Origin of the sequence: Halomonas sp. KM007, from assembly GCF_050709225.1 — a bacterium.
Lineage (GTDB): Bacteria > Pseudomonadota > Gammaproteobacteria > Pseudomonadales > Halomonadaceae > Vreelandella > Vreelandella hamiltonii.
Genome location: NZ_CP136131.1, coordinates 356,200 through 376,211, shown reverse-complemented (window position 1 = coordinate 376,211; position 20,012 = coordinate 356,200). Strand labels below are relative to the sequence as shown.

At 60.1% G+C, this 20,012-nt stretch carries 17 protein-coding genes and 1 pseudogene; 14 read left to right on the top strand and 4 right to left on the bottom strand.

Going from position 1 to position 20,012, the window contains the following annotated elements:
• Positions 1 to 44: 44 nt before the first annotated feature.
• Both xthA and RVM27_RS01810 read right to left on the bottom strand, forming a co-directional pair.
• The gene (gene xthA / locus RVM27_RS01815) at positions 45 to 872 is read right to left on the bottom strand and encodes an exodeoxyribonuclease III (RefSeq protein WP_039177208.1); all 828 of its coding nucleotides are present in this window, start codon (positions 870 to 872) and stop codon (positions 45 to 47) included.
• The gene (locus tag RVM27_RS01810) at positions 872 to 1,120 is read right to left on the bottom strand and encodes a hypothetical protein (protein WP_016913576.1); all 249 of its coding nucleotides are present in this window, start codon (positions 1,118 to 1,120) and stop codon (positions 872 to 874) included. Before RVM27_RS01810 ends, xthA begins: the two co-directional genes overlap by 1 nt.
• Before the next feature lie 146 nt (positions 1,121 to 1,266).
• Between RVM27_RS01810 and rhlB the strand changes: the two genes are divergently transcribed.
• Both rhlB and dinG read left to right on the top strand, forming a co-directional pair.
• On the top strand, positions 1,267 to 2,541 hold the full coding sequence (gene rhlB, locus RVM27_RS01805) for an ATP-dependent RNA helicase RhlB (RefSeq protein WP_039177199.1): 1,275 nt from the start codon (positions 1,267 to 1,269) through the stop codon (positions 2,539 to 2,541).
• A 5-nt stretch (positions 2,542 to 2,546) separates the two neighbouring features.
• On the top strand, positions 2,547 to 4,676 hold the full coding sequence (dinG, locus tag RVM27_RS01800; RefSeq protein WP_498957223.1) for an ATP-dependent DNA helicase DinG: 2,130 nt from the start codon (positions 2,547 to 2,549) through the stop codon (positions 4,674 to 4,676).
• Between the two features lie 71 nt (positions 4,677 to 4,747).
• Here dinG and RVM27_RS01795 read toward each other — a convergent pair whose 3' ends face one another.
• A complete protein-coding gene (locus RVM27_RS01795) occupies positions 4,748 to 5,821 on the bottom strand; it encodes a 3-deoxy-7-phosphoheptulonate synthase (RefSeq protein ID WP_039177196.1) in 1,074 nt (357 codons plus the stop codon).
• 366 nt (positions 5,822 to 6,187) lie between these two features.
• Here RVM27_RS01795 and rpoE point away from each other — a divergent pair, with 366 nt between their 5' ends.
• From rpoE to acpS, 12 genes are all read left to right on the top strand, one after another.
• Positions 6,188 to 6,790 (top strand): RNA polymerase sigma factor RpoE, encoded by a 603-nt coding sequence (gene rpoE, locus RVM27_RS01790; protein ID WP_039177195.1) that lies wholly within the window; start codon positions 6,188 to 6,190, stop codon positions 6,788 to 6,790.
• A 268-nt stretch (positions 6,791 to 7,058) separates the two neighbouring features.
• Positions 7,059 to 7,790 carry a sigma-E factor negative regulatory protein gene (locus RVM27_RS01785; protein WP_498941094.1) on the top strand — a complete coding sequence of 244 codons (732 nt, stop codon included), beginning with the start codon at positions 7,059 to 7,061 and terminating at the stop codon, positions 7,788 to 7,790.
• Between the two features lie 25 nt (positions 7,791 to 7,815).
• Positions 7,816 to 8,769 (top strand): MucB/RseB C-terminal domain-containing protein, encoded by a 954-nt coding sequence (locus RVM27_RS01780; RefSeq protein ID WP_498941097.1) that lies wholly within the window; start codon positions 7,816 to 7,818, stop codon positions 8,767 to 8,769.
• On the top strand, positions 8,769 to 9,227 hold the full coding sequence (locus tag RVM27_RS01775; RefSeq protein ID WP_498941098.1) for a SoxR reducing system RseC family protein: 459 nt from the start codon (positions 8,769 to 8,771) through the stop codon (positions 9,225 to 9,227). Before RVM27_RS01780 ends, RVM27_RS01775 begins: the two co-directional genes overlap by 1 nt.
• A 66-nt stretch (positions 9,228 to 9,293) precedes the next feature.
• Positions 9,294 to 10,706 (top strand): DegQ family serine endoprotease, encoded by a 1,413-nt coding sequence (locus RVM27_RS01770; protein ID WP_498957222.1) that lies wholly within the window; start codon positions 9,294 to 9,296, stop codon positions 10,704 to 10,706.
• A gap of 188 nt (positions 10,707 to 10,894) precedes the next feature.
• Entirely contained in the window at positions 10,895 to 12,712 is a 1,818-nt protein-coding gene (gene lepA, locus RVM27_RS01765; protein WP_039177184.1) for a translation elongation factor 4, read from the top strand.
• A gap of 14 nt (positions 12,713 to 12,726) precedes the next feature.
• Positions 12,727 to 13,530 (top strand): signal peptidase I, encoded by an 804-nt coding sequence (gene lepB / locus RVM27_RS01760; protein WP_039177182.1) that lies wholly within the window; start codon positions 12,727 to 12,729, stop codon positions 13,528 to 13,530.
• 64 nt (positions 13,531 to 13,594) lie between these two features.
• Entirely contained in the window at positions 13,595 to 14,287 is a 693-nt protein-coding gene (rnc, locus tag RVM27_RS01755; RefSeq protein WP_039177180.1) for a ribonuclease III, read from the top strand.
• Complete coding sequence (gene era, locus RVM27_RS01750) at positions 14,284 to 15,183, top strand: GTPase Era (protein WP_287808414.1); 900 nt, start codon at positions 14,284 to 14,286, stop codon at positions 15,181 to 15,183. Before rnc ends, era begins: the two co-directional genes overlap by 4 nt.
• 8 nt (positions 15,184 to 15,191) lie before the next feature.
• Positions 15,192 to 15,884: a DNA repair protein RecO gene (gene recO / locus RVM27_RS01745; protein WP_287808413.1), complete on the top strand. Its 693-nt coding sequence runs from the start codon at positions 15,192 to 15,194 to the stop codon at positions 15,882 to 15,884.
• Between the two features lie 89 nt (positions 15,885 to 15,973).
• The gene (pdxJ, locus tag RVM27_RS01740) at positions 15,974 to 16,798 is read left to right on the top strand and encodes a pyridoxine 5'-phosphate synthase (protein WP_287808412.1); all 825 of its coding nucleotides are present in this window, start codon (positions 15,974 to 15,976) and stop codon (positions 16,796 to 16,798) included.
• Complete coding sequence (gene acpS, locus RVM27_RS01735) at positions 16,799 to 17,176, top strand: holo-ACP synthase (protein ID WP_096923133.1); 378 nt, start codon at positions 16,799 to 16,801, stop codon at positions 17,174 to 17,176.
• Positions 17,177 to 17,206: 30 nt separating this feature from the next.
• Here acpS and RVM27_RS01730 read toward each other — a convergent pair.
• A pseudogene (locus RVM27_RS01730) lies at positions 17,207 to 19,952 on the bottom strand (ATP-binding protein).
• Positions 19,953 to 20,012: the final 60 nt, after the last annotated feature.

Below are 20,012 nucleotides of genomic sequence, written 5' to 3'. Positions count from 1 at the left end.
GGGGCTGAGCCGTGCCGCCCGAGTGGGCGGCAGCCAAGGGGCGGTCAGTCTGCCAGGGTCAGGGAAAAGTCGCTCCAGGTGGGCGCGTGATCCGAAGGTCGCTCCATGGCACGCAGGGGATAGTCGATACCTGCATCGGTGACTCGCTGTGCCAAGGGAGGCGAGACAAGGATGTAGTCGATGCGCAGCCCGCGCTTGGGTTCCTGGTCAAAGCCCTTCGAGCGGTAGTCGAACCAGCTGAACCATTCGCTGTTGTCGGGGTGGCAGAGCCGATAGCTGTCGCTGAGCCCCCACGCCTTGATGCCTGCCAGCCACTCCCGCTCGATGGGTTGAAAGCTGGCCTTGCCATCACGCAGCCAGCGCTTTCGGTTGGCTTCCCCAATGCCGATGTCCTGGTCTTCGGGTGAAATGTTGAAGTCACCCATGACGGCCAGATGCTCTTCCGAGGAGTGCTGCGTGGCCAGCAGATTGGCCAACTGCTGGTAAAAGCGCTCCTTGTGCGGAAATTTGGTGGGGTGGTCGACGTTCTCGCCCTGGGGGAAATAGCCGTTCCACACGGTGACCGGCTGGCCGTCGGTGGTCAGCAGGCGCACGCCGATCATGCGTCGCTGGGCATCTTCCTCATCATCAGGAAATCCGTAGAAAACCTGCTGAGGTTTCTGTCGGCAGAGCAAGGCCACACCGTAGTGGCCCTTTTGGCCATAATGAAAGGTGTGGTACCCCATGGCTTCCACGTCGGCCAAGGGAAACTCGCTATCCTGCACCTTGATTTCCTGCAGGCCGATCACATCAGGGCGATGGGTGTCGATGAGCGCTTGAAGCTGATGCAGCCTTGCCCGGATACCGTTGATATTGAAAGACACCAGACGCATCAGGAGGGCTCTCCCGAAGAGGAGTCGCTCCCCTTGTCGGGGTGGATGGCAATGTTCTGGCCACTTTGCTGGCGTGCCAGCTTGCGCACTGCCTGCAGTTTGCGCTGTTGCTGTTTCTTGGCCACGAAACGGCGTGATGAGGTCACCTGATCCGGGTTTTCATGGCGCCACTTTTTGTAATCCTTGCGGCGACCGGTGCGGATCGTCACCTTGTCTGCCAGTGAACGAGTCTTTTTTTTACGCGTCATCGTCGCGCTCCTTGGGTTAATTTATGCCTCATTCTAACAGGCAAGAGCGCTCCTTCGACAGCAGAGCGCGCTCTTATCGCCAAGCCCTGCTACAATGCGCGATTCGTGATGCCTAACCTCCACAGCAATGGACAGATACACAGCCTATGAGCGAGTCGGAACAGATCACAGCATCGGACCAGAACCGCAAGCCTAAACGCCGTCGTCGCAAGCCGCGTCGTCGTCAGTCGAACTGGGATCTTCGTCAGTTTCAGGTGCCCGCCGTTGCCGGCAAGTGGCGCTTCCATGACTTTGATCTGCCGCTGCCCTTGATGCGCGCTATTCATGCCCAAGGCTATGAATACTGCACTCCCATTCAGGCAGAGGCGCTACGCCACACGCTGTTGGGTGGCGACATTGTGGGCAAGGCCCAGACGGGTACTGGCAAGACCGCTGCCTTCCTGATTTCAGTGCTGGCCTACTTCCTGGAAGAGCCCGCGCCGGACGGTCAGAAGCCGGGGGCTCCCCGTGCGCTGATCATCGCCCCCACCCGCGAACTGGCGCTGCAGATCGAAAAAGACGCCAAGGCGCTCGCCCGCTTCACGTCGCTGAACGTGGCCAGCGTGGTCGGTGGCATGGATTACCAGAAACAGCGTGAGAGCCTCGGCAAGAAGCTCGATATTTTGGTGGCCACGCCTGGCCGTCTGCTCGACTTCCATCAGAAGCGCGATATCGACCTGTCCGAAACCGAAGTGCTGGTGCTCGATGAAGCGGATCGCATGCTTTCCATGGGGTTCATCCCGGATGTGAAGCGCATCATCCGCTATACCCCCAAGAAAGAGGAGCGTCAGACGTTCCTGTTTTCGGCCACCTTCACCGACGACATTCTCAATCTGGCCAGCCAGTGGACGCAGGAACCGGCCCATGTCGAGATCGAAGTCACGGTAGAGAATCAGGCCGATATCGACCAGCGCGTATACCTGGTGTCGGATGACGACAAGCAGCGCCTGTTGGTCAAGCTGCTGGAGCAGGAGAGCTTCGAACGGGTCATGGTGTTCGGCAACCGTCGGGATCTGGTACGCAAACTCGATGACCTGCTGAAAAAGGCAGGCGTGAGTGCCGCCATGCTGTCGGGTGACGTGCCCCAGAATCAGCGGATCAAGACGCTGGAAAGCTTCCGCGAAGGCGAGATCCAGGTGCTGGTGGCCACCGATGTGGCCGGTCGTGGCATCCATATCGAAGACGTCAGCCACGTGATCAACTACACCCTGCCGGAAGACCCGGAAGACTACGTGCACCGTATTGGCCGCACCGGTCGTGCCGGTGCCAAAGGGGTATCGATCAGCTTCGTGGGTGAAGAAGACGCCTTCTCGCTGCCGGAAATCGAGCGCTACATCAACGGCAAGCTGCCCTGCGAGCATCCGCCGGAAGGCATGCTGTAACGCACATGCTGGATAACGCGCTCAAGGCCGATATTCAGCAAGCGTACCGTAACGTGGTGGAGCAGTTAGCGCTGACCCCACGCTACGGTCAGCGGCTGATGATTGCCGAGATTGCCCGCACCCTGGGCGATATTCAGTGCGACAGCGATGGCAAGCGCACCAGCGACAGCCACGTCTGTGTGCTGGAAGCCGGTACCGGCACGGGCAAGACGCTGGCGTATCTGATTGCAGGCTTGCCCATTGCCAAGGCGAAGGGCAAGCGGCTGATCGTGTCCACGGCCACGGTGGCTCTGCAAGAGCAGGTGTTGCATCAGGACCTGCCCTCGCTGGCTGAGCACAGTGGCATCGCCTTTCGCTACGCGCTGGCCAAAGGGCGCGGGCGCTATGTGTGCGTGGCGCGGCTGGACCAGGCCCTTGAGGGCAGTGAGTCGAACCCGACCATGTCGCTGTTCGAGCACTCCCTGCAAAGCGATAGCAGCGACTATCAGGTGCTTGCCAGCGACCTTGCCGATGCCTATGGCAAAGGCGAGTGGCAGGGTGACCGTGATACCTGGCCTGACACCATCGATGATGCCCACTGGCGTCAGCTCACCGTCGATCACCGCCAGTGTACCGGGCGCCGCTGCGGCCATTTCGGTGCTTGCGCCTTCTTCCGCTCGCGCCGTGAGCTGGAAGATGCCGATGTCATCGTGGCCAACCACGATCTGGTACTGGCGGACCTGGCCCTGGGGGGCGGCGCCATTCTGCCGGACCCTGCCGACTGTATCTTCATCTTCGACGAAGGCCATCACCTGCCGGACAAGGCGCTGTCGCACTTTGCCCACCGCTTCGCGGTGCATGGCTGTCTGCGCTGGCTCAAGACCCTGCGCAGCAGCTTGACCGATCTTCACCAGGGGCTGGCGGTTCAGCCCATCGTGGCCCGGCTGCTGGCCAGCCTGCCTGAAGTGCTGCATGGCTTGGAGCCTGCCCTGGGGGACGTGTTCAGCCTAGGGCACCAGCTGGCCGGGCGCGAGCAGGGGCTGGCGGATGAAGAGCCCAGCCACCAGCAGCGTTTCGAGAAGGGCGAGGTGCCGGAAGCGCTGCGCGAGCAGGCGCGGCAGCTGCTGGTGATGTTTGCCACGCTATCGCGCAGCCTGGAAAGCATTGCCGATATTCTGCGTGAGAGCCTGGACCCGGACAAGCAGACGGGGCTGGACCGCGATCAGGCCGAAGCCTGGCTACCGCTGGTGGCGCTGCTGCATGGTCGCGCCCTGGAAGCCCACGCGCTCTGGCAGGCGTTCAGCGAGCAGGACCCGCCCAATGCGCCGCCCTGGGCGCGCTGGATCACGTTGAGTCGTGTGGCCGGGGAGCCCGAAATCGAGTTCTCCGCCAGCCCTGTCTCGGCGGCGCACACGCTGGCCAAGCATTTGTGGGGGCGCTGCCATGGTGCGGTGGTCACCTCCGCCACCTTGACGGCACTGGGGCGCTTCGAACGTATTCAGGAGCGCGCTGGCCTGGCCAGTCGCTATCGGTACCAGGCGCTGCCCAGCCCCTTCGATTATGCCAACGCGGTGCTGCGCGTGCCTGCGGAAGCCACGGACCCCAGCGACCGAGAGGCCCATGAGCGTGCCATCGTGCGCTGTGTCTCCCAGTTGGGGGAGGATGAAGCGGTGCTGGTGCTGTTTTCGTCCCGGGCCCAGCTCAGGGCGGTGGAAAAAGTGCTGCCAGCGGCCTTGAAAGAGCGCCTGTTGGCGCAGGATGCGCTGCCCAAGCGGGAGTTGATCGAACGGCATCGTGCTGCGGTCGATAGCGGCAAGGGGAGCATCATCTTCGGCTTGGCCAGCTTTGCAGAGGGCATCGACCTGCCTGGGGATTACCTGACTCATGTAGTCATCACTCGGTTACCCTTTGCGGTGCCCGATGACCCGGTGGGTGCCACGTTGGCCGAGTGGATCGAAAGCCAGGGCGGCAACTCTTTCATGCGTATCAGCGTGCCCGATGCTTCCATCAAGCTGGTGCAGGCCTGTGGTCGGTTGATCCGCAAGGAGAATGACCGGGGCGTGATCACGTTGCTGGACCGCCGCGTGATCACGCGGCGCTACGGTCAGGCGCTGCTGGATGCTTTGCCGCCCTTCAGGCGTGACATTCAGGCCTGAACTCGGCAGCGGGTGATGCTCATGAAAAACGCCCCGCCAGAGGGATCTGGCGGGGCGTCGACAGGTTGGCTTCAGGCAATACGTTTGGCCAGCACCGGAGCAAGCTTTTCGTTCATGCGCGTAAAGGTTTCGACGGTCGTGTCCCAGTCGATACAAGCGTCGGTGATCGAGACGCCGTACTGCAGTTGACTCAGGTCGGCGGGCACTTTCTGGGCACCCCAGCCAATGTTGGACTCGACCATCAGGCCGATGATGGAGCGGTTGCCTTCCAGAATCTGGTTGGTCACGTTTTCCAGTACCAAGGGCTGCAGGGCCGGGTCCTTGTTGGAGTTGGCGTGGGAGCAGTCGATCATGATGTTGGCCGACAGCTTGGCCTTGCTCAGCTCTTTTTCGGCCAGCGCGACGCTGACGCTGTCGTAGTTGGGCTTGCCGTTGCCGCCACGTAGTACCACGTGGCCATAAGCGTTGCCCCGGGTACGGATGATGGCGACTTGGCCGGCCTGGTTGATGCCCAGGAAGTTATGCGGGTTGGCGACCGACTGCAGGGCATTGATGGCGACATCCAGGCTGCCGTCGGTGCCGTTCTTGAAGCCGACCGGGCAGGAGAGGCCTGAGGCCATCTCGCGATGGGTTTGTGATTCGGTGGTACGGGCGCCAATGGCTGACCAGCTGATGCAGTCCTGCAGGTACTGTGGCGAGATCGGGTCCAGCGCTTCCGTGGCCAGGGGCAAGCCCATTTCGGCCAGGTCGACCAGCAGTTTACGGGCGATGTGCAGGCCTTCGTCGATTTCGAACGAGTCGTTCAGGTGGGGGTCGTTGATCAGTCCTTTCCAGCCCACGGTGGTGCGCGGCTTTTCGAAATAGACGCGCATCACGATGTACAGGCTATCGCTCACCTTGTCGGCCAGCGCGCGCAGGCGGCGGGCGTAATCCAGTGCGGCATCCACGTCGTGGATGGAGCAGGGGCCCACGACCACCAGCAGGCGCGGGTCGTTGCCATCCAGGATGTTCTGAATGACGCGACGGCCTTCCACAACGGAGCGCTCGGCGGCTTCGGTGAGGGGAATGGCCGACTTCAGAGCGTCGGGGGTGGTGAGAACATCCTGAGCGAGGACGTTGAGATTGCTAACCTGTTGATCAGACATCTTGCTACCTGTACATGCGCGATGGGCGAAAAGTGGTTACTACTATGGCGCGTCACGGTGGTAAAAATCAATTGTTACGGAACTTTGCATTAAGGAAAAATGTCAGCCACAGGGTTTCAAGAAAGGGGGTAAGCGCTTTAAGCGCTTGATGCGCTGCTAAGAACGCGTAACATTGGATGACATTGGCGTTATGCCACCAAACGCCCTCCAGAACAGGTGAGCCACCAGGCCTCATGGGCCTCGAGCTCTCCATGACGATTAACCAATGCCCAAGGGACACTATGCTGCTTGCTGTGAAGGCCCGATCAACAGGGCGACAAGAATATGAAGCGGCCGGTGTGACACCGGCGCGGAAGGAGCGTGTGAATGGGCACTCGTGAAACGGACCAGCAGTTGGTTGAGCGTGCCCAGAAAGGCGATACACGCGCTTTCGATCTTTTGGTTAAGAAGTATCAGCACAAGATCATTGGCTTGATAGGACGCTACGTGCACGACCACGCCGAAGTGCAGGATGTGGCGCAGGAAGCCTTCATCAAGGCGTACCGTGCGTTGGGCAAGTTTCGTGCAGAAAGTGCTTTCTATACCTGGATGTACCGGATCGCCATCAATACGGCGAAGAACCACCTGGTATCCAGAGGGCGTCGTCCACCCGGCAGTGACCTGGATATCGTCGATGCCGAAATCGTCGATCAAAGCGGCCGCTTGGCCGACTCCGAGTCTCCCGAAGCTTCCATCGCGCGGGACCAGTTGGAAGCCGCTGTGTTCGAAGCCATCGAGCGCTTGCCGGATGACCTGCGCACGGCCATTACCCTGCGTGAGCTGGATGGGTTGGCCTACGAGGACATCGCGCAAATCATGCAGTGCCCGGTGGGTACGGTGCGTTCGCGTATTTTTCGTGCCAGGGAGGCGGTAGACGAGCATATCCGCCCGCTGGTCACCACGGCGCGCAACAGCCGTGAAGAGCCCTGAGCGTTGGGCCGCTGCCTGCGCATGGACACAAACATTTACGTTTTTACTTTTTTTGTGAACTGTCTGGCGAGTCAGGCGTCATAAGGGCTGCTAGCGTTATTGAGTTGAGCTGCCGAGCAGCCCAATCATGTTGCCTGCCAACTTGGCAATGGCGTTGTGCAGACGGTGATAGATAACCTGAGTCTTGGCCTGTGAGGTTTTGCGGCTAAAACACGCACTAGCCGTGTTGTCGTGAAGCTTCTTCCAACACAGTGTGAGGGTGTGAAGTATGAGTCAAAACACACGGGAGTCACTTTCCGCATTGATGGACGGTGAAAGTGATGAGCTGGAACTTCGCCGAGTGTTGAAATCACTACCTGACGACGCCGACGCGGCAGAGACTTGGCGCCGCTATCATCTGGCGCGCAGCATGATGCAGCGTGAGCGCGAAGTAGATGTCAGCGTCGACCTTTCGGCAGGCATCATGGCTCGACTGCATGACGAGCCGGTACCGATCACCGAGCCGGTCACGGCGGCGAATCATCGTACGGGTGGCATCTCGTTTGCCCGCGGTACTGGCGTGGCAGCGGCCGTATCACTGATGGTGATTACGGGCGTACAGTTCTTCAATAGCGGTACAGGGTCGAGCGGCCAGCCTGATGGCAACATTGCCGTTCAGCCCGGCGCTGGAGTGGGTGCGCAGGTACAACCGGTCAGTTTGTCTGGTGCCCAGACGGGAGCCTTGGCAGCCTCCGATATGCCGATGTTCGAGCCCACGCCGTTCCGGATCAATGGGCAGGCAGGCAATAGCGGCTTGATGAACGTCAGCGAAGCCGGTTTCGCGGCTCCGTCTGCGCCGCAAAGCGTCATGGCTCAGCAGCCAACGTCCATCGATATCGATCAACTGCGCCTGTTGCAGTCCTATCTGGAGCAGCACGCTCAAGGCGCCGCCAGTGGCGGTGGTGACAGCTGGATGCCGCTGATGCGTTCCTCGGTCACTGAGCCGTTGGGCCAACGTTGATGGCGGACAGGGTAGTCTGAGCATTATGGCGATGGACAAGTGCCGACAGTGGGGAATTCAGGCCGTCGCGTCTGCTGGGCTGGTAAGCCTATTCTCCTTCTCCATGCCGGTCATCGCAGAGCAGTCCGCTTTCAGCTGCGATGACCTCACTTCATTGACCGAGCCTGCCAGTGCTCAAGAGTGGCTGGTGCTCAGCAAACAGGCCGGTCATTGCTACGATTTCCAGGCCAGAGCCGTCTCCATCGATGCCTTGGGAGTGCGCACTCTGGCGCTTTCGCATCGTATCCGAGATGGCATTCGACAACAGGTCGTTCAACACCTGGATGGCCCTTCTGTCAGTGTTGAGCGTCAGTCGGCCGTGGGCTATCGCGCCCGCTTCATTCCTGAAGATCGAGAGACCGGCAGCGCAGCGGAAGCCTGGGCGGCTCACGTGGCCCATTATTACGAGATCGAGCTGCTCAACGATGATCGCGTGGCGGGCCGCGAAGCCGTGCAGCTCAAGTTCGTGCCTCAGGATGGTGAGCGCTATCAGCATGAGTGGTGGCTGGACAGAGAGACGGGGCTGCTGCTCAAGCATGTCATGCGCGATAGTCAATCGCGGGCGCTGGAAACGTTTCAGATCACACAACTACAGTCACCGGTGCTTTATGAGGGCGTGATTGCAAATCCTGCTTCGCCGGAGGAGCCTGTAGTGAATTGGCAGGCGGAGTGGCTGCCGGATGGTTTCGTTTCTCAGCCGGTCGAAACGAGTTCGTTGTCGAGTCAGCGTGTCTACAGCGACGGCTTGGCTTCGGTCAGCTTGTTTGCAGCGCCTGTGGAGCAGCAGGCGCTCTCGGAAGGTAGCCATCAGTTAGGCGTTTCTACGGCCACGGTATCGGTCGTGGAGGTCGATGATCAGCGTTGGCAGCTGGTAGGCGTTGGTGAGCTGCCAGCTGCTGTCATGCGCCGTATCGTTCAGTCCATCGTGATTCAGCCCTGATGTCATTGGCCGAGCCCACACCCTGTTCTGCGCTCTATCGCACTGGCCGAGTAACAGGGTATGTCGAAGGGCGATTGGTGGTGGATGTATCGGTGGCCAGTGAATGTGATGCCTGCGCCAAGGGGCGGGGTTGTGGCATGGGCCTGCTGGCGCGCCGCCAGCACCAGCGTGTCGAGGTGCGGCCTGAGTGTCTGGAAAGCCAATTGTCAGAGCGTTACCCTTTGGGCAGTGCGGTGACGCTGACGTTGGAACGGCAAGCCGTTGGCTATCTGGCGCTCTTGGTCTATGCCGCGCCTATGCTGCTGGCGCTGGTCGTGTCGGGGGCGATTGCCAGGGTGGCAGAGAGCCAATGGATCAGCGCGGGTGCCTTTTTTGGTACCTTGGCGTGCGCCTTGGTGGCGCTTAGATTTCTCATGCGCGGTGGGATGGAACGCTTCCGTCCGCGTTTGGTCAGTTAGTTGTCCTGTAGCTCGCTAAGAGTTGCACTTCCATGGTGTCGTCCCTGCTTGACTAGGAGCTGTTTCATGAAGCGCTTGGTTCTCCCCTCAACGTTATGGTTATGCCTGGTTGCGCTGTTCATGGTGGGTCAAAGTGCCCAGGCGCAAACCTTGCCCGATTTCACGGTGCTGGTAGAAGAAGCGGCGCCGGGCGTCGTCAACATTTCTACCACGCGCACGGTGCAGCGCAGCAGCTCGCCGTCGGCACAAGGGTTTGGTGGTCAGGAAATTCCCGAAATCTTCCGCCACTTTTTTGGTGACAGTTTTCCAGCGCCGCCCAGTGGTGGTCAGGGGCGTAGCCAGGAACGACAGTCATTGGGCTCTGGCTTCATCATCAGTGAAGATGGCTACGTGATGACCAACGCCCACGTCGTGCAGGGTGCCGATGAAATTCTGGTGCGCCTCAACGACCGTCGCGAACTGCCCGCCGAGCTGATCGGCAGCGATGTGCAGACCGACGTTGCCTTGCTCAAGATCGATGCCAGCGACCTGCCCGTGCTCACGTTGGGGAATTCCGATGAGCTCAAGGTAGGGGAGTGGGTGGCGGCCATTGGCTCGCCTTTCGGCTTCGACCATTCGGTCACTGCGGGTATCGTCAGTGCCATCAACCGTACGCTGCCACAGGACGCTTACGTCCCCTTCATCCAGACCGACGTGGCCATCAATCCGGGTAACTCCGGTGGTCCACTGTTCAATCTGGAAGGTGAAGTCGTCGGTATCAATTCGCAGATCTTCACCCGTAGCGGTGGTTTCATGGGGCTGTCGTTCGCTATTCCGATCAACGTCGCCATGGACGTTGCCAGCCAACTTCGTGAAGATGGCCAGGTGAACCGTGGTTGGCTGGGCGTGATGATTCAGCCGGTGTCTCGTGATTTGGCCGAGTCGTTTGGCATGGACGAAGCCATTGGCGCGCTGATTGCCGACCTGGACCCCGAAGGTCCCGCCTCGCAGGGTGGCCTGCAGGCTGGGGATGTGATTCTGGAAGTCAATGGCGAAGAGGTCGATCGCTCCAGCACGTTGCCGCGCCTCATCGGGCGTGTTGCCCCTGGCAGCGATGTGGAGCTGACCCTGATGCGTGATGGTGAGCAGGTGACTGAAACCATCGAACTGGGTAGCTGGCCGGATGCTCAAGGCGTCGAGCAAGCTTCCAGCAGCAACAGTCAGATGCGACTAGGTGTCGCTGTGGTCGAAGTGGATGAAGCCACTCGCGAACGGCTCAATATCACAGGGGGTGTTGAAGTTCGTCAGGTAGAGCCAGACAGCGTTGCCGCTCAGGCCGGGCTTCGCCCGGGAGATATTCTGGTTAGCCTGGATCACCGCAGCGTTGCCTCTGCCGATGAGCTGGTGCGCATCGTCGAAAGCTTGCCCACCGACCGCGCTATTCCGCTGCGCCTGTATCGTGATGGGCGCTCGCTGTTCGTGGCGTTGCGTCTGGAATAACCACACCTTTCGTTCCTTCCAGTCCGGCGGTTCTCGCCGGACTGCTGTTCCTATCCCCCGCATATCGCTACAATAGCGCTTATCTTTTGACGAACTTTGGCAATGCAGTGGTGCGGTGTTCACGTTACGCCTTGTTGGCGCTGTCCCCAACACCATCGCTTGCGTACCAATAAGGCAGAACACACTCGATGTCTCATGACGTTTCCGGCGGAAAGCTCAAGCATATTCGCAATTTCTCCATCATCGCTCACATCGACCACGGTAAATCGACGCTTTCCGATCGTTTGATTCAGACTTGTGGTGGCTTGTCCGAGCGTGAACTGAAGGAGCAGGTGCTCGACTCCATGGATATCGAGCGCGAGCGCGGCATTACCATCAAGGCGCAGTCGGTCACGCTGGACTACACCGCGGCCGATGGTCAGGTCTATCAGCTCAACTTCATCGATACGCCAGGGCATGTGGACTTCTCCTACGAAGTATCCCGCTCGCTGTACGCCTGTGAAGGGGCGCTGCTGGTAGTGGACGCCGCTCAGGGCGTCGAAGCTCAGTCGGTGGCCAACTGCTATACCGCCATCGAGCAGGGCCTGGAAGTCCTTCCGGTGCTCAACAAGATCGACCTGCCCCAGGCCGACCCGGACCGCGTTTCTCAGGAAGTGGAAGAAATCATCGGCTTGGATGCCACCGATGCCTGCCAGGTGTCGGCCAAGAGCGGTATTGGTATCGACGCACTGCTGGAGCGCCTGGTGCGTGACATTCCGCCCCCCAAAGGGGACCCGGACGCGCCCTTGCAGGCGCTGATCATCGATTCCTGGTTCGACAACTATCTCGGCGTCGTTTCGCTGGTGCGGCTGTTCGACGGTACGCTGCGCAAGGGTGACAAGATTCGCATCAAATCGACCGGGCGGGATTGGAACGCCACCGAAGTAGGCATCTTCACACCGCTGCGTAAAGAGACCAATATTCTGCGCGCGGGTGAGGTCGGTTTCGTGGTTGCCGGGATCAAGGAAATTCATGGTGCCCCGGTCGGTGATACCATCACCCACACCAAAACCCCCGATGTCGAACGCCTGCCGGGCTTCCAGAAGGTCAAGCCGCAGGTATACGCCGGTATGTTCCCGGTCAGCGCCGATGACTATGAAGACTTCCGCGATGCGCTGGAGAAATTGGCGCTGAACGATGCGTCGCTGGAGTACGAGCCGGAAAACTCGGATGCCCTGGGCTTCGGTTTCCGCGTGGGTTTCCTCGGCACCCTGCACATGGAAATCATCCAGGAGCGCCTGGAGCGCGAATACGACCTGGATCTGCTCACGACTGCACCCACGGTGGTGTATGAGCTGGGCATGAAAAATGGCGACATCAAATACGTCTCCAACCCCTCCAAACTGCCGGACATGGCCGACGTCGACGAGATGCGCGAGCCCATCGTGCGGGCCAGTATTCTGGTGCCCCAGGAGTACGTGGGCAACGTGATTGCCGAGTGCGAGCAGCGCCGTGGTACCCAGCTGGACATGCAGTTTCTGGGCAACCAGATTCAGCTCACTTATGAGCTGCCGATGTCGGAAGTGGTCATGGACTTCTTCGATCGCCTGAAGTCGATTTCTCGCGGTTACGCGTCGCTGGAGTATAACTTCGAGCGTTTTGAAGCCGCCAAGCTGGTGCGTCTGGACGTCTTGATCAATGGCGACAAGGTAGACGCGCTGGCGGTCATCATCCATCGGGATCATGCCCACACCCGCGGCCGTCTGCTGGTGGAGAAGATGAAAGAGCTGATTCCGCGGCAGATGTTCGACGTGGCCATCCAGGCTGCCATTGGCGGGCAGGTGGTTGCTCGTTCTACGGTGAAGGCTCTACGTAAAAACGTCACGGCTAAGTGTTACGGCGGCGACGTCAGCCGTAAGAAAAAACTGCTGGAAAAACAGAAAGCCGGTAAAAAACGGATGAAACAGGTGGGGCGTGTCGAAATTCCCCAGGATGCCTTCCTTGCTGTGCTCAAGGTCAACGACTAGGGACTCGACCTCACATGGATTTTTCATTATTACTGGTACTTGCCGTCGTACTCTCCGGGGCCATCTTTCTGCTGGATGTGCTGGTGCTGCGGCCCAAGCGCCGTGAGCGGGTGGCCACTGCCGAAGCCGCCACGGTAGACGGGCTGGACGATGCCAGCCGGGAAAAGCTTCTCAAGGAGCCCTGGCCGGTCGACTACTCTCGCTCTTTCTTTCCCGTGTTGCTGGTCGTACTGGTGGTGCGTAGCTTCATCGTCGAACCGTTCCAGATTCCCTCGGGTTCCATGAAGCCGACGCTGGAAGTAGGTGACTTCATCCTGGTGAACAAGTTTGCCTATGGCCTGCGCCTGCCCGTGGTGCACCACCGCTTTCTGGAAGTGGACGACCCGGAGCGTGGTGATGTCATGGTGTTTCGCTTCCCTGACGAGCCCTCGGTCAATTTCATCAAGCGCGTAGTGGGCCTGCCCGGCGACCGTGTTCGGTATGAAGGCAAGCAGCTCTATGTGAACGGCGAAGCAGTCAGCAAGGTGCTGGTCGAAGAAGGCCCGGCCTTGTCTCCCCAGCAGCTGTTGCTCGAAGAGCAGCTGGGTGAAGTGAGCCATTTCATTTATAACAATCCGCGTGATCCTGGCCCGCAAATGCGTGAGGTCGTGGTGCCGGAAGGGCACTATTTCACCATGGGCGATAACCGTGATCACTCCAACGATAGCCGCTACTGGGGCTTTGTTCCGGAAGAAAACATCGTCGGGCGCGCCTTTGCAGTCTGGATGCACTGGGATGGTGGTTTGCCCAGCTTCAGCAGCGTGCGTCGCATCGAATGAAGCACCTGTTAAACAACAAGGTCAGCGTGGTTATTTTGTATAACGTCAATGACGTAGGAGCACCGTGAGCAATTCCTTAACCGCTTTTTGCCGACGAATCGGCCATACCTTTGGCGACCCAACGCTACTGGAACTGGCCATGACCCATCGCAGCTATGGTGGTCGCAACAATGAGCGCCTGGAATTTCTGGGTGACTCTATCGTCAACTTTGTCATCGCCGAAGCGCTGTTTCAGCGCTTCCCCCAGGCGCGAGAAGGTCAGCTTTCCCGCCTGCGCGCGCGTCTGGTCAAGGGGCAGACCTTGGCCGAGCTGGCCCGTGAAATGTCGTTTGGCGAGTGCCTGCGACTTGGCTCGGGAGAGATGAAAAGCGGCGGTCACCGCCGTGAATCCATCCTGGCCGATGCCGTCGAGGCCGTGATCGGGGCCATCTACCTGGATGCAGGTATGGACGCCGTGCGTGACCGTGTACTGGCCTGGTATGCGGAGAGGCTGGAAAACATCTCTCTTCAGGATACTCAGAAGGACCCCAAAACGCGCTTGCAAGAGTTTCTCCAGTCACGCCAGGCCGCGTTGCCTCGCTACGAAGTGGTCTCGGTCAAGGGCGAGGCGCATGCCCAGACGTTTACCGTGGAGTGCTACATCGATCTGTTGAGCGAGCATACCACTGGTAAAGGTCCTAGCCGCCGACATGCAGAACAACAGGCGGCGGAAGAAGCCCTGTCCTATCTTGAACAACCCCCTGGAGACAAATCATGAGCCAAACCTGCGGATTCGTGGCCATCGTTGGCCGTCCCAACGTAGGCAAATCAACCCTCATGAACCGGATTCTGGGGCAAAAGATCTCGATTACCTCTCGGCGGCCGCAAACAACCCGCCATCAGGTGATGGGTATCAAGACCGTCGATGAGACGCAGTTCATCTACGTGGACACCCCGGGCATGCACATCATGTCCAAGGATCGCAACAAGGCGATCAACCGATTCATGAACCAGGCAGCCACCCAGGCGCTGCGTGACGTGGATTGTGTCGTCTTCATCATCGATCGTACGCGCTGGACCGAGGAAGACCAGGCGGTGCTCAAGCGTCTGGAGCATGTCACGGCGCCGGTGATTCTGGCAGTGAACAAGGTCGACCGCCTGCAGGACAAGGCCGACCTGCTGCCCTGGTTGGCGGAGGTGGGGGCACGGCGTGAATTTGCTGCCGTCATCCCCATTTCAGCGAAGCACGGCACGCAGGTCGAAGCGCTGGAAGAAGAGGTGGCCAAACACCTGCCAGAAAGTATTCACTTCTTCCCTGAAGACCAGATCACCGACAAAAGTCTGCGCTTCATGGCCGCCGAGCTGGTGCGCGAAAAGGTCATGCGTCAGCTGGGCGACGAGCTGCCCTATCAGATGACCGTCGAGATCGAGGAGTTTCGCGAGACCGAGCGGGTGACCCATATCAGCGCGTTGATTTTGGTGGAGCGCCAGGGCCAGAAAGTGATTCTGATCGGTGAAAACGGCGATCGGATCAAGAGTATCGGCCGAGAGGCGCGGCTGGACATGGAGCGTGCCTTGGGCACCAAGGTCATGCTCAACCTGTGGGTCAAGGTCAAGCGAGGCTGGTCGGACGATGAGCGTGCCTTGAAGAGCCTGGGTTACGACCTGGATTGAGCGCGGCCATGACCCCCGAGCCTGCCTTTCTGTTGCACCGCAAGGCGTATCGGGAAACCAGCGCGCTGGTCGACCTGCTGACGCTCAACCACGGGCGCATCCGTGCGGTGGCTCAGGGCGGGCAGCGCCCCGGTTCGAAATCGCGCCAGCGTTTGCAACCCTTTACACCGCTGTTCATCGCTTGGCGCGGAGAGCGTGAGCTGAAGCGGCTGACCTTGATGGAGTCCCGGGGACAGACCGCGCTGCTGGCGGGTGAAGGGCTGTTGTGTGGCCTTTATGCCAATGAAATTGCCACCCGCTTGCTGCCGCTGGAACTGGCATCCGCGAATGTGTTTGCCTTTTACAGTGCGCTGCTGGAGGCGCTTCCGGTGCCCGCCGCGCGCGGGTTGGCGCTGAGACGCTATGAGTGGGCGCTACTGGAAGCCCTGGAAGCCACACCGCGCTTCTGCACGCCTCAAGGTGCCTCTCTGGACCCTCACGGGCGCTACCGATTCGAGGCGGCCAGTCGTGCATTCTTGCCCGCCGTGCGGGGGATCGACGGCCGCGCCTTGCGCTATATCGAGCAGGGTGACTGGGAATCAGAGAGCCTGGCCAGCGCCTTGAAAGCGCTCATGCGAGCAGCGCTGGCGCCCCACCTGGGGGCAGTGGCACTACGCTCGCGAGAGCTGATGATGGATTTGGCCCGTCGCCGTCAGCGCTAGGCGGGCCTCTCTCATACAAGCAATTCTCAGAGAAGTAATACTCAGACAAGCAATGATGGCCTCTGTGTGCCATCCAATGGAGAGTCACGATGCATCCTCCTCGTATTCTACTGGGTGTCAACATCGATCACGTCGCCACCCTGCGCCAAGCACGGGGCACCCGTTACCCGGACCCCGTTCAGGCAGCGCTGTTGGCCGAAGAGGCCGGTGCCGATGGCATCACGGTTCACCTGCGTGAAGACCGCCGTCATATCCAGCCCCGCGACGTACGCCTGCTGGCCGAGATGCTCAACACGCGCATGAACCTCGAAATGGCCGTGACCGAAGAGATGCTGGTCCTGGCCGAAGAAGTGCGGCCTGCCCACGTTTGCCTGGTGCCGGAAAAGCGCGAAGAGCTGACCACGGAAGGTGGCCTGGACGTGGTGGGTGGGTTCGAACAGATTGCCGCTGCCTGCCAGCGTCTGGCAGCCGCGGGCTGTGACGTATCGCTGTTCATCGATCCCGATGAGTCCCAGATCGACGCGGCCAAGCGCGCTGGAGCGCCCACCATCGAACTGCACACCGGTGCCTATGCCGAAGCTCGGCCGGGCAGCGAAACGGCCAACGCCGAGTATGACCGCCTGAGCTCGGCAGCGGTCCATGCCGTCTCGCTTGGGCTGGTGGTCAATGCCGGGCACGGGCTGCACTACCACAACGTGGAAGCCATTGCTGCCTTACCCGGTGTCAACGAGCTGAACATCGGTCACGCGATCATTGCGCGCGCCCTTTTTGTGGGCCTGAAAGAGGCCATTCAGGAAATGAAGCGGCTGATAATTGCTGGCCAGGAGGCGGGCCTGATGGCCGCGTTGGATGCCCATGAGCACGAGCACGCGCATGACGAGCATGATGGTCATCACGGCTGCTGCGGGCATTGAATGATCGTTGGCATCGGTTCTGATATTGCTCGCGTTGCTCGGTTTAGCCAGGCCCTGGAGCGCCACGGCGAGCGTTTTGCCGAACGCATTCTGGGCCAGCAAGAGCAGCAGGTATGGCGGGCCAAAGGCTGCCCGGTGGCTTATCTGGCCAAGCGCTTCGCGGCCAAGGAAGCCTTCGTGAAAGCCTTGGGCCTTGGCTTGCGCCAGGGCATGCAGTGGGGAGACATCCAGGTGCTTAACGACGCGCTGGGCAAGCCCGGATTACACCTGCATGGTGAGGCCCAGCGGCTCTTCGCAGCCAGCGGCGCCGCCACGGCGCACATTACCCTCAGTGACGAAGCCGAGTATGCTGTGGCATTCGTGGTGCTGGAGCGCTGATCGCCCCAATCACATGCCGTTTCTCCTTGTTTACTCCAGTAAGCCATCGCGGTATTGGGCAAGTCGCGTCATGGCGGCGTAAAGCTCTTCCAGCAGCGTATCGACATGGCGTAGCCCGCTGGTGCGTAGCCGAGTTTCCAGGGTTTCCACCAGCAGGGCCAACTCGGGTGCACCGCAGTAGCGGCTGGCCCCGTTCAGCCCGTGCACCCAGTCCAGCAGTTCGTTCAGTTCGTCTGCCTGGAAAGCCTCGCGCATTTGTCGTTCGTGCTCTTCCAGGCTGTCGATCAGCCTGACCAACTGCTGCTTGGCCAATGATGTCTTGCCGCCTGCCAAGCGCGTCCCCAGGGTGAGATCCACGGCAGGCAGGGCGCTGGGCAATGCCAAGGGTTCTGCCAAGGGTTCTGGTGTGGCCGGTGGGGTATCTGCCTCAGTAGAAGTTGGCGTGATGTCTTGATGCCCCGGGTCGGGCGTAATACCCAGAAACCGCTGCATGAGCTGCTGCAACTGTACGTCATTGATGGGTTTGATCAACACATCGTCCAGCCCTTCACTCAGCCACTGCTGGCGTTCGTTATTCAGTACGTGGGCGGTGACCGCGATGATGGGGCAGCGTGCCCAGCTGCCGTTGACGCGACGCAGCGCTTTGGTGGTTTCGATGCCGTTCATGTCGGGCATGCGAATATCCATCAGTACCATGTCGGCGGTATGCTGGCGCGCGAACTCCAATGCTTCTCTGCCGCTGGCAGCCAAGACGATGCGCAGCGTGCTGCTCTCCAGCATGGCCTTGAGCAGCTCACGGTTGGCAGTGTTGTCGTCAACGATCAGCAGCGTCAAAGGGGCGCCTTGGGCAGGCTTGTTGGCAAGCTCCAGGGGTTTTGGCTCCTGACCCGCTGGCAGTACCGTGGGCTGCAGCAAGCGTCGTACCATCGTGACCAGTTGGGCGCGGGTGAAGGGCTTGCAGAGCAGGTCACCGCCATGGGGAAGGTCCCAGTGGGGCAGTTCAAAGCTGGTGGTGTTGGCCAGAATGATGACTGGGCAGGGGGTCTGGGCAATGATGTTCTGCCAATAGCCCTTACGTTCGCCGCCAAAATCATCGTGTTCGAGGCTGACCATCAGCAGTGCCTCATTGTTTAAGATCGATGAACGATACAGGGCGAGCGCCCCAGCGTTCCAGCAAGTGTTCCAGCACGTTTCGAGTGGGCAAGTGAGGTTCGTGCAAGCGCACGATCGGATTGTCCAGCACGAGTTCTGGAGGGCGCTCGTCTGCCTGATGGGCGAGCAGGGGGAGCGTAAACGAAAAAGTCGACCCTCTGCCCAACTCGCTTTCGACTCCAATCTCGCCGCCCATGCGTTGAATCAGCTGGCGGCAGATCGACAGGCCCAGACCGCTGCCTCCAAACTGTCGGGAGTGGCTGGGCTCTGCCTGAGAGAAGGCGCTGAACAGCTGCTGCTGGTGTTCGTCGCTCAATCCAATACCGGTATCACTGACGCTGATGTGCAGGACGACGTGCTGACCCTCCTGGTTGTCCAGCATGACGCGCACGATCACATCGCCCTCATTGGTGAATTTGAGGGCATTGCCCAGCAGGTTGTTCAGCACCTGATGGATGCGTAGCGGGTCACCGCATAGCGGGGTCGGCACGTCGTCATACACCATGGCGACCAGGTTGAGCTGCTTGCGCTGCGCTTCTGGGGCATGCAAGCCAATCACTTCATCGACCAGCGCCACGATATCCACGTCCACTTCTTCCAGTGTCAGGCGGTCTGCTTCTAGTTTCGAGAAATCCAGCACGTCGTTGACCAGCATCAGCAGGTTGTCACAGGCCCGGCGTACATGGTCCAGCCACTCCTTTTGGCGGTTGTCGAGCGACGATCGGCCCAGCAGCCGACAGAAACCGATGATGCCATTGAGCGGTGTACGTATCTCATGGCTCATGTTGGCCAGAAATTCAGACTTCACGGCGTTGGCTCGCAGCGCGCTGCGGTGTGCCAGATCAAGCTTGATGTTCTGCTCTTCGATGGTCTCCATGGATTCCTGGAGTTCACTGGTGGCTTGCTCGATCTGGCTCTGCATGTTGCGCCGGGCGTGCTGGAAATACTCCGCCAGCCGATTGATATGCTGGGCCAGTTGGCGCAGCTCGATGGGGTTGGCAGGAGTGATCTGCAGGCGGTCATCGCCTCTCGACAGTCGGTAAAGTGCCTGGCTGGCTTCTTCGATGGGGCGGGTGACATAGCGGCTGATGGCAAAGGCGATCAGAAACAGCAACAGGCCCAACAGCATGCCGCCCAGGCTGAGGCTGGCAATCAGCTTGTAGCGCTCCAGCACCAGCGTGCGGATATCCATCTCGGCTTCCAGCCAGCCATTGTTCGTGCGTCCACGACCGCTCAGTGACTCGCTGGTCAGCGGTACCTGAACGCGCCACAGATCGTCTTCCATGGCGATGGTCGTCGTTTCCGGGGCGTGCAGCCGAGCCGGGGGTGGCAGCGAGGTACCCATCACCAGCAGGCGATTGCCTTGTTCATCGAAGAGGGTGACGGCTCGTAGGTGGCGCTGCTCGAGCAGTTTTCCCGCGAGACTCTCCAGGCGTTGCGAGTCGCCATCGGCCATGGCCTGGCCCAGGCTGGGAGCCAACAGCTCGCCAGTACCGACCAGCCTTTCCTCGAGTACCGCACGGCCTGTGGCGTCGGCGTGAAAGACGAACAGAAACGCCATCATGGCATACACCAACAGTGGAAAACCCAGCAGGGCAAACAGCAGGCGCGTGTTTAAAGACATGAAAGAAGCTCATCGAATCCAGAAGGTTGCCTGTCCAGGCATGGGCAGCACCGATATAAT

What these genes read in the sequence shown, in the direction of transcription:
- pdxJ (WP_287808412.1), top strand. Translation starts at nt 15,974, where the DNA reads ATGCATCCTCCTCGTATTCTACTGGGTGTCAACATCGATCACGTCGCC.
- era (WP_287808414.1), top strand. Translation starts at nt 14,284, where the DNA reads ATGAGCCAAACCTGCGGATTCGTGGCCATCGTTGGCCGTCCCAACGTA.
- RVM27_RS01795 (WP_039177196.1), bottom strand. Translation starts at nt 5,821, where the DNA reads ATGTCTGATCAACAGGTTAGCAATCTCAACGTCCTCGCTCAGGATGTT.
- RVM27_RS01770 (WP_498957222.1), top strand. Translation starts at nt 9,294, where the DNA reads ATGAAGCGCTTGGTTCTCCCCTCAACGTTATGGTTATGCCTGGTTGCG.
- xthA (WP_039177208.1), bottom strand. Translation starts at nt 872, where the DNA reads ATGCGTCTGGTGTCTTTCAATATCAACGGTATCCGGGCAAGGCTGCAT.
- RVM27_RS01775 (WP_498941098.1), top strand. Translation starts at nt 8,769, where the DNA reads ATGTCATTGGCCGAGCCCACACCCTGTTCTGCGCTCTATCGCACTGGC.
- rpoE (WP_039177195.1), top strand. Translation starts at nt 6,188, where the DNA reads ATGGGCACTCGTGAAACGGACCAGCAGTTGGTTGAGCGTGCCCAGAAA.
- rhlB (WP_039177199.1), top strand. Translation starts at nt 1,267, where the DNA reads ATGAGCGAGTCGGAACAGATCACAGCATCGGACCAGAACCGCAAGCCT.
- dinG (WP_498957223.1), top strand. Translation starts at nt 2,547, where the DNA reads ATGCTGGATAACGCGCTCAAGGCCGATATTCAGCAAGCGTACCGTAAC.
- lepA (WP_039177184.1), top strand. Translation starts at nt 10,895, where the DNA reads ATGTCTCATGACGTTTCCGGCGGAAAGCTCAAGCATATTCGCAATTTC.
- acpS (WP_096923133.1), top strand. Translation starts at nt 16,799, where the DNA reads ATGATCGTTGGCATCGGTTCTGATATTGCTCGCGTTGCTCGGTTTAGC.
- RVM27_RS01810 (WP_016913576.1), bottom strand. Translation starts at nt 1,120, where the DNA reads ATGACGCGTAAAAAAAAGACTCGTTCACTGGCAGACAAGGTGACGATC.
- RVM27_RS01780 (WP_498941097.1), top strand. Translation starts at nt 7,816, where the DNA reads ATGGCGATGGACAAGTGCCGACAGTGGGGAATTCAGGCCGTCGCGTCT.
- lepB (WP_039177182.1), top strand. Translation starts at nt 12,727, where the DNA reads ATGGATTTTTCATTATTACTGGTACTTGCCGTCGTACTCTCCGGGGCC.
- RVM27_RS01785 (WP_498941094.1), top strand. Translation starts at nt 7,059, where the DNA reads ATGAGTCAAAACACACGGGAGTCACTTTCCGCATTGATGGACGGTGAA.
- recO (WP_287808413.1), top strand. Translation starts at nt 15,192, where the DNA reads ATGACCCCCGAGCCTGCCTTTCTGTTGCACCGCAAGGCGTATCGGGAA.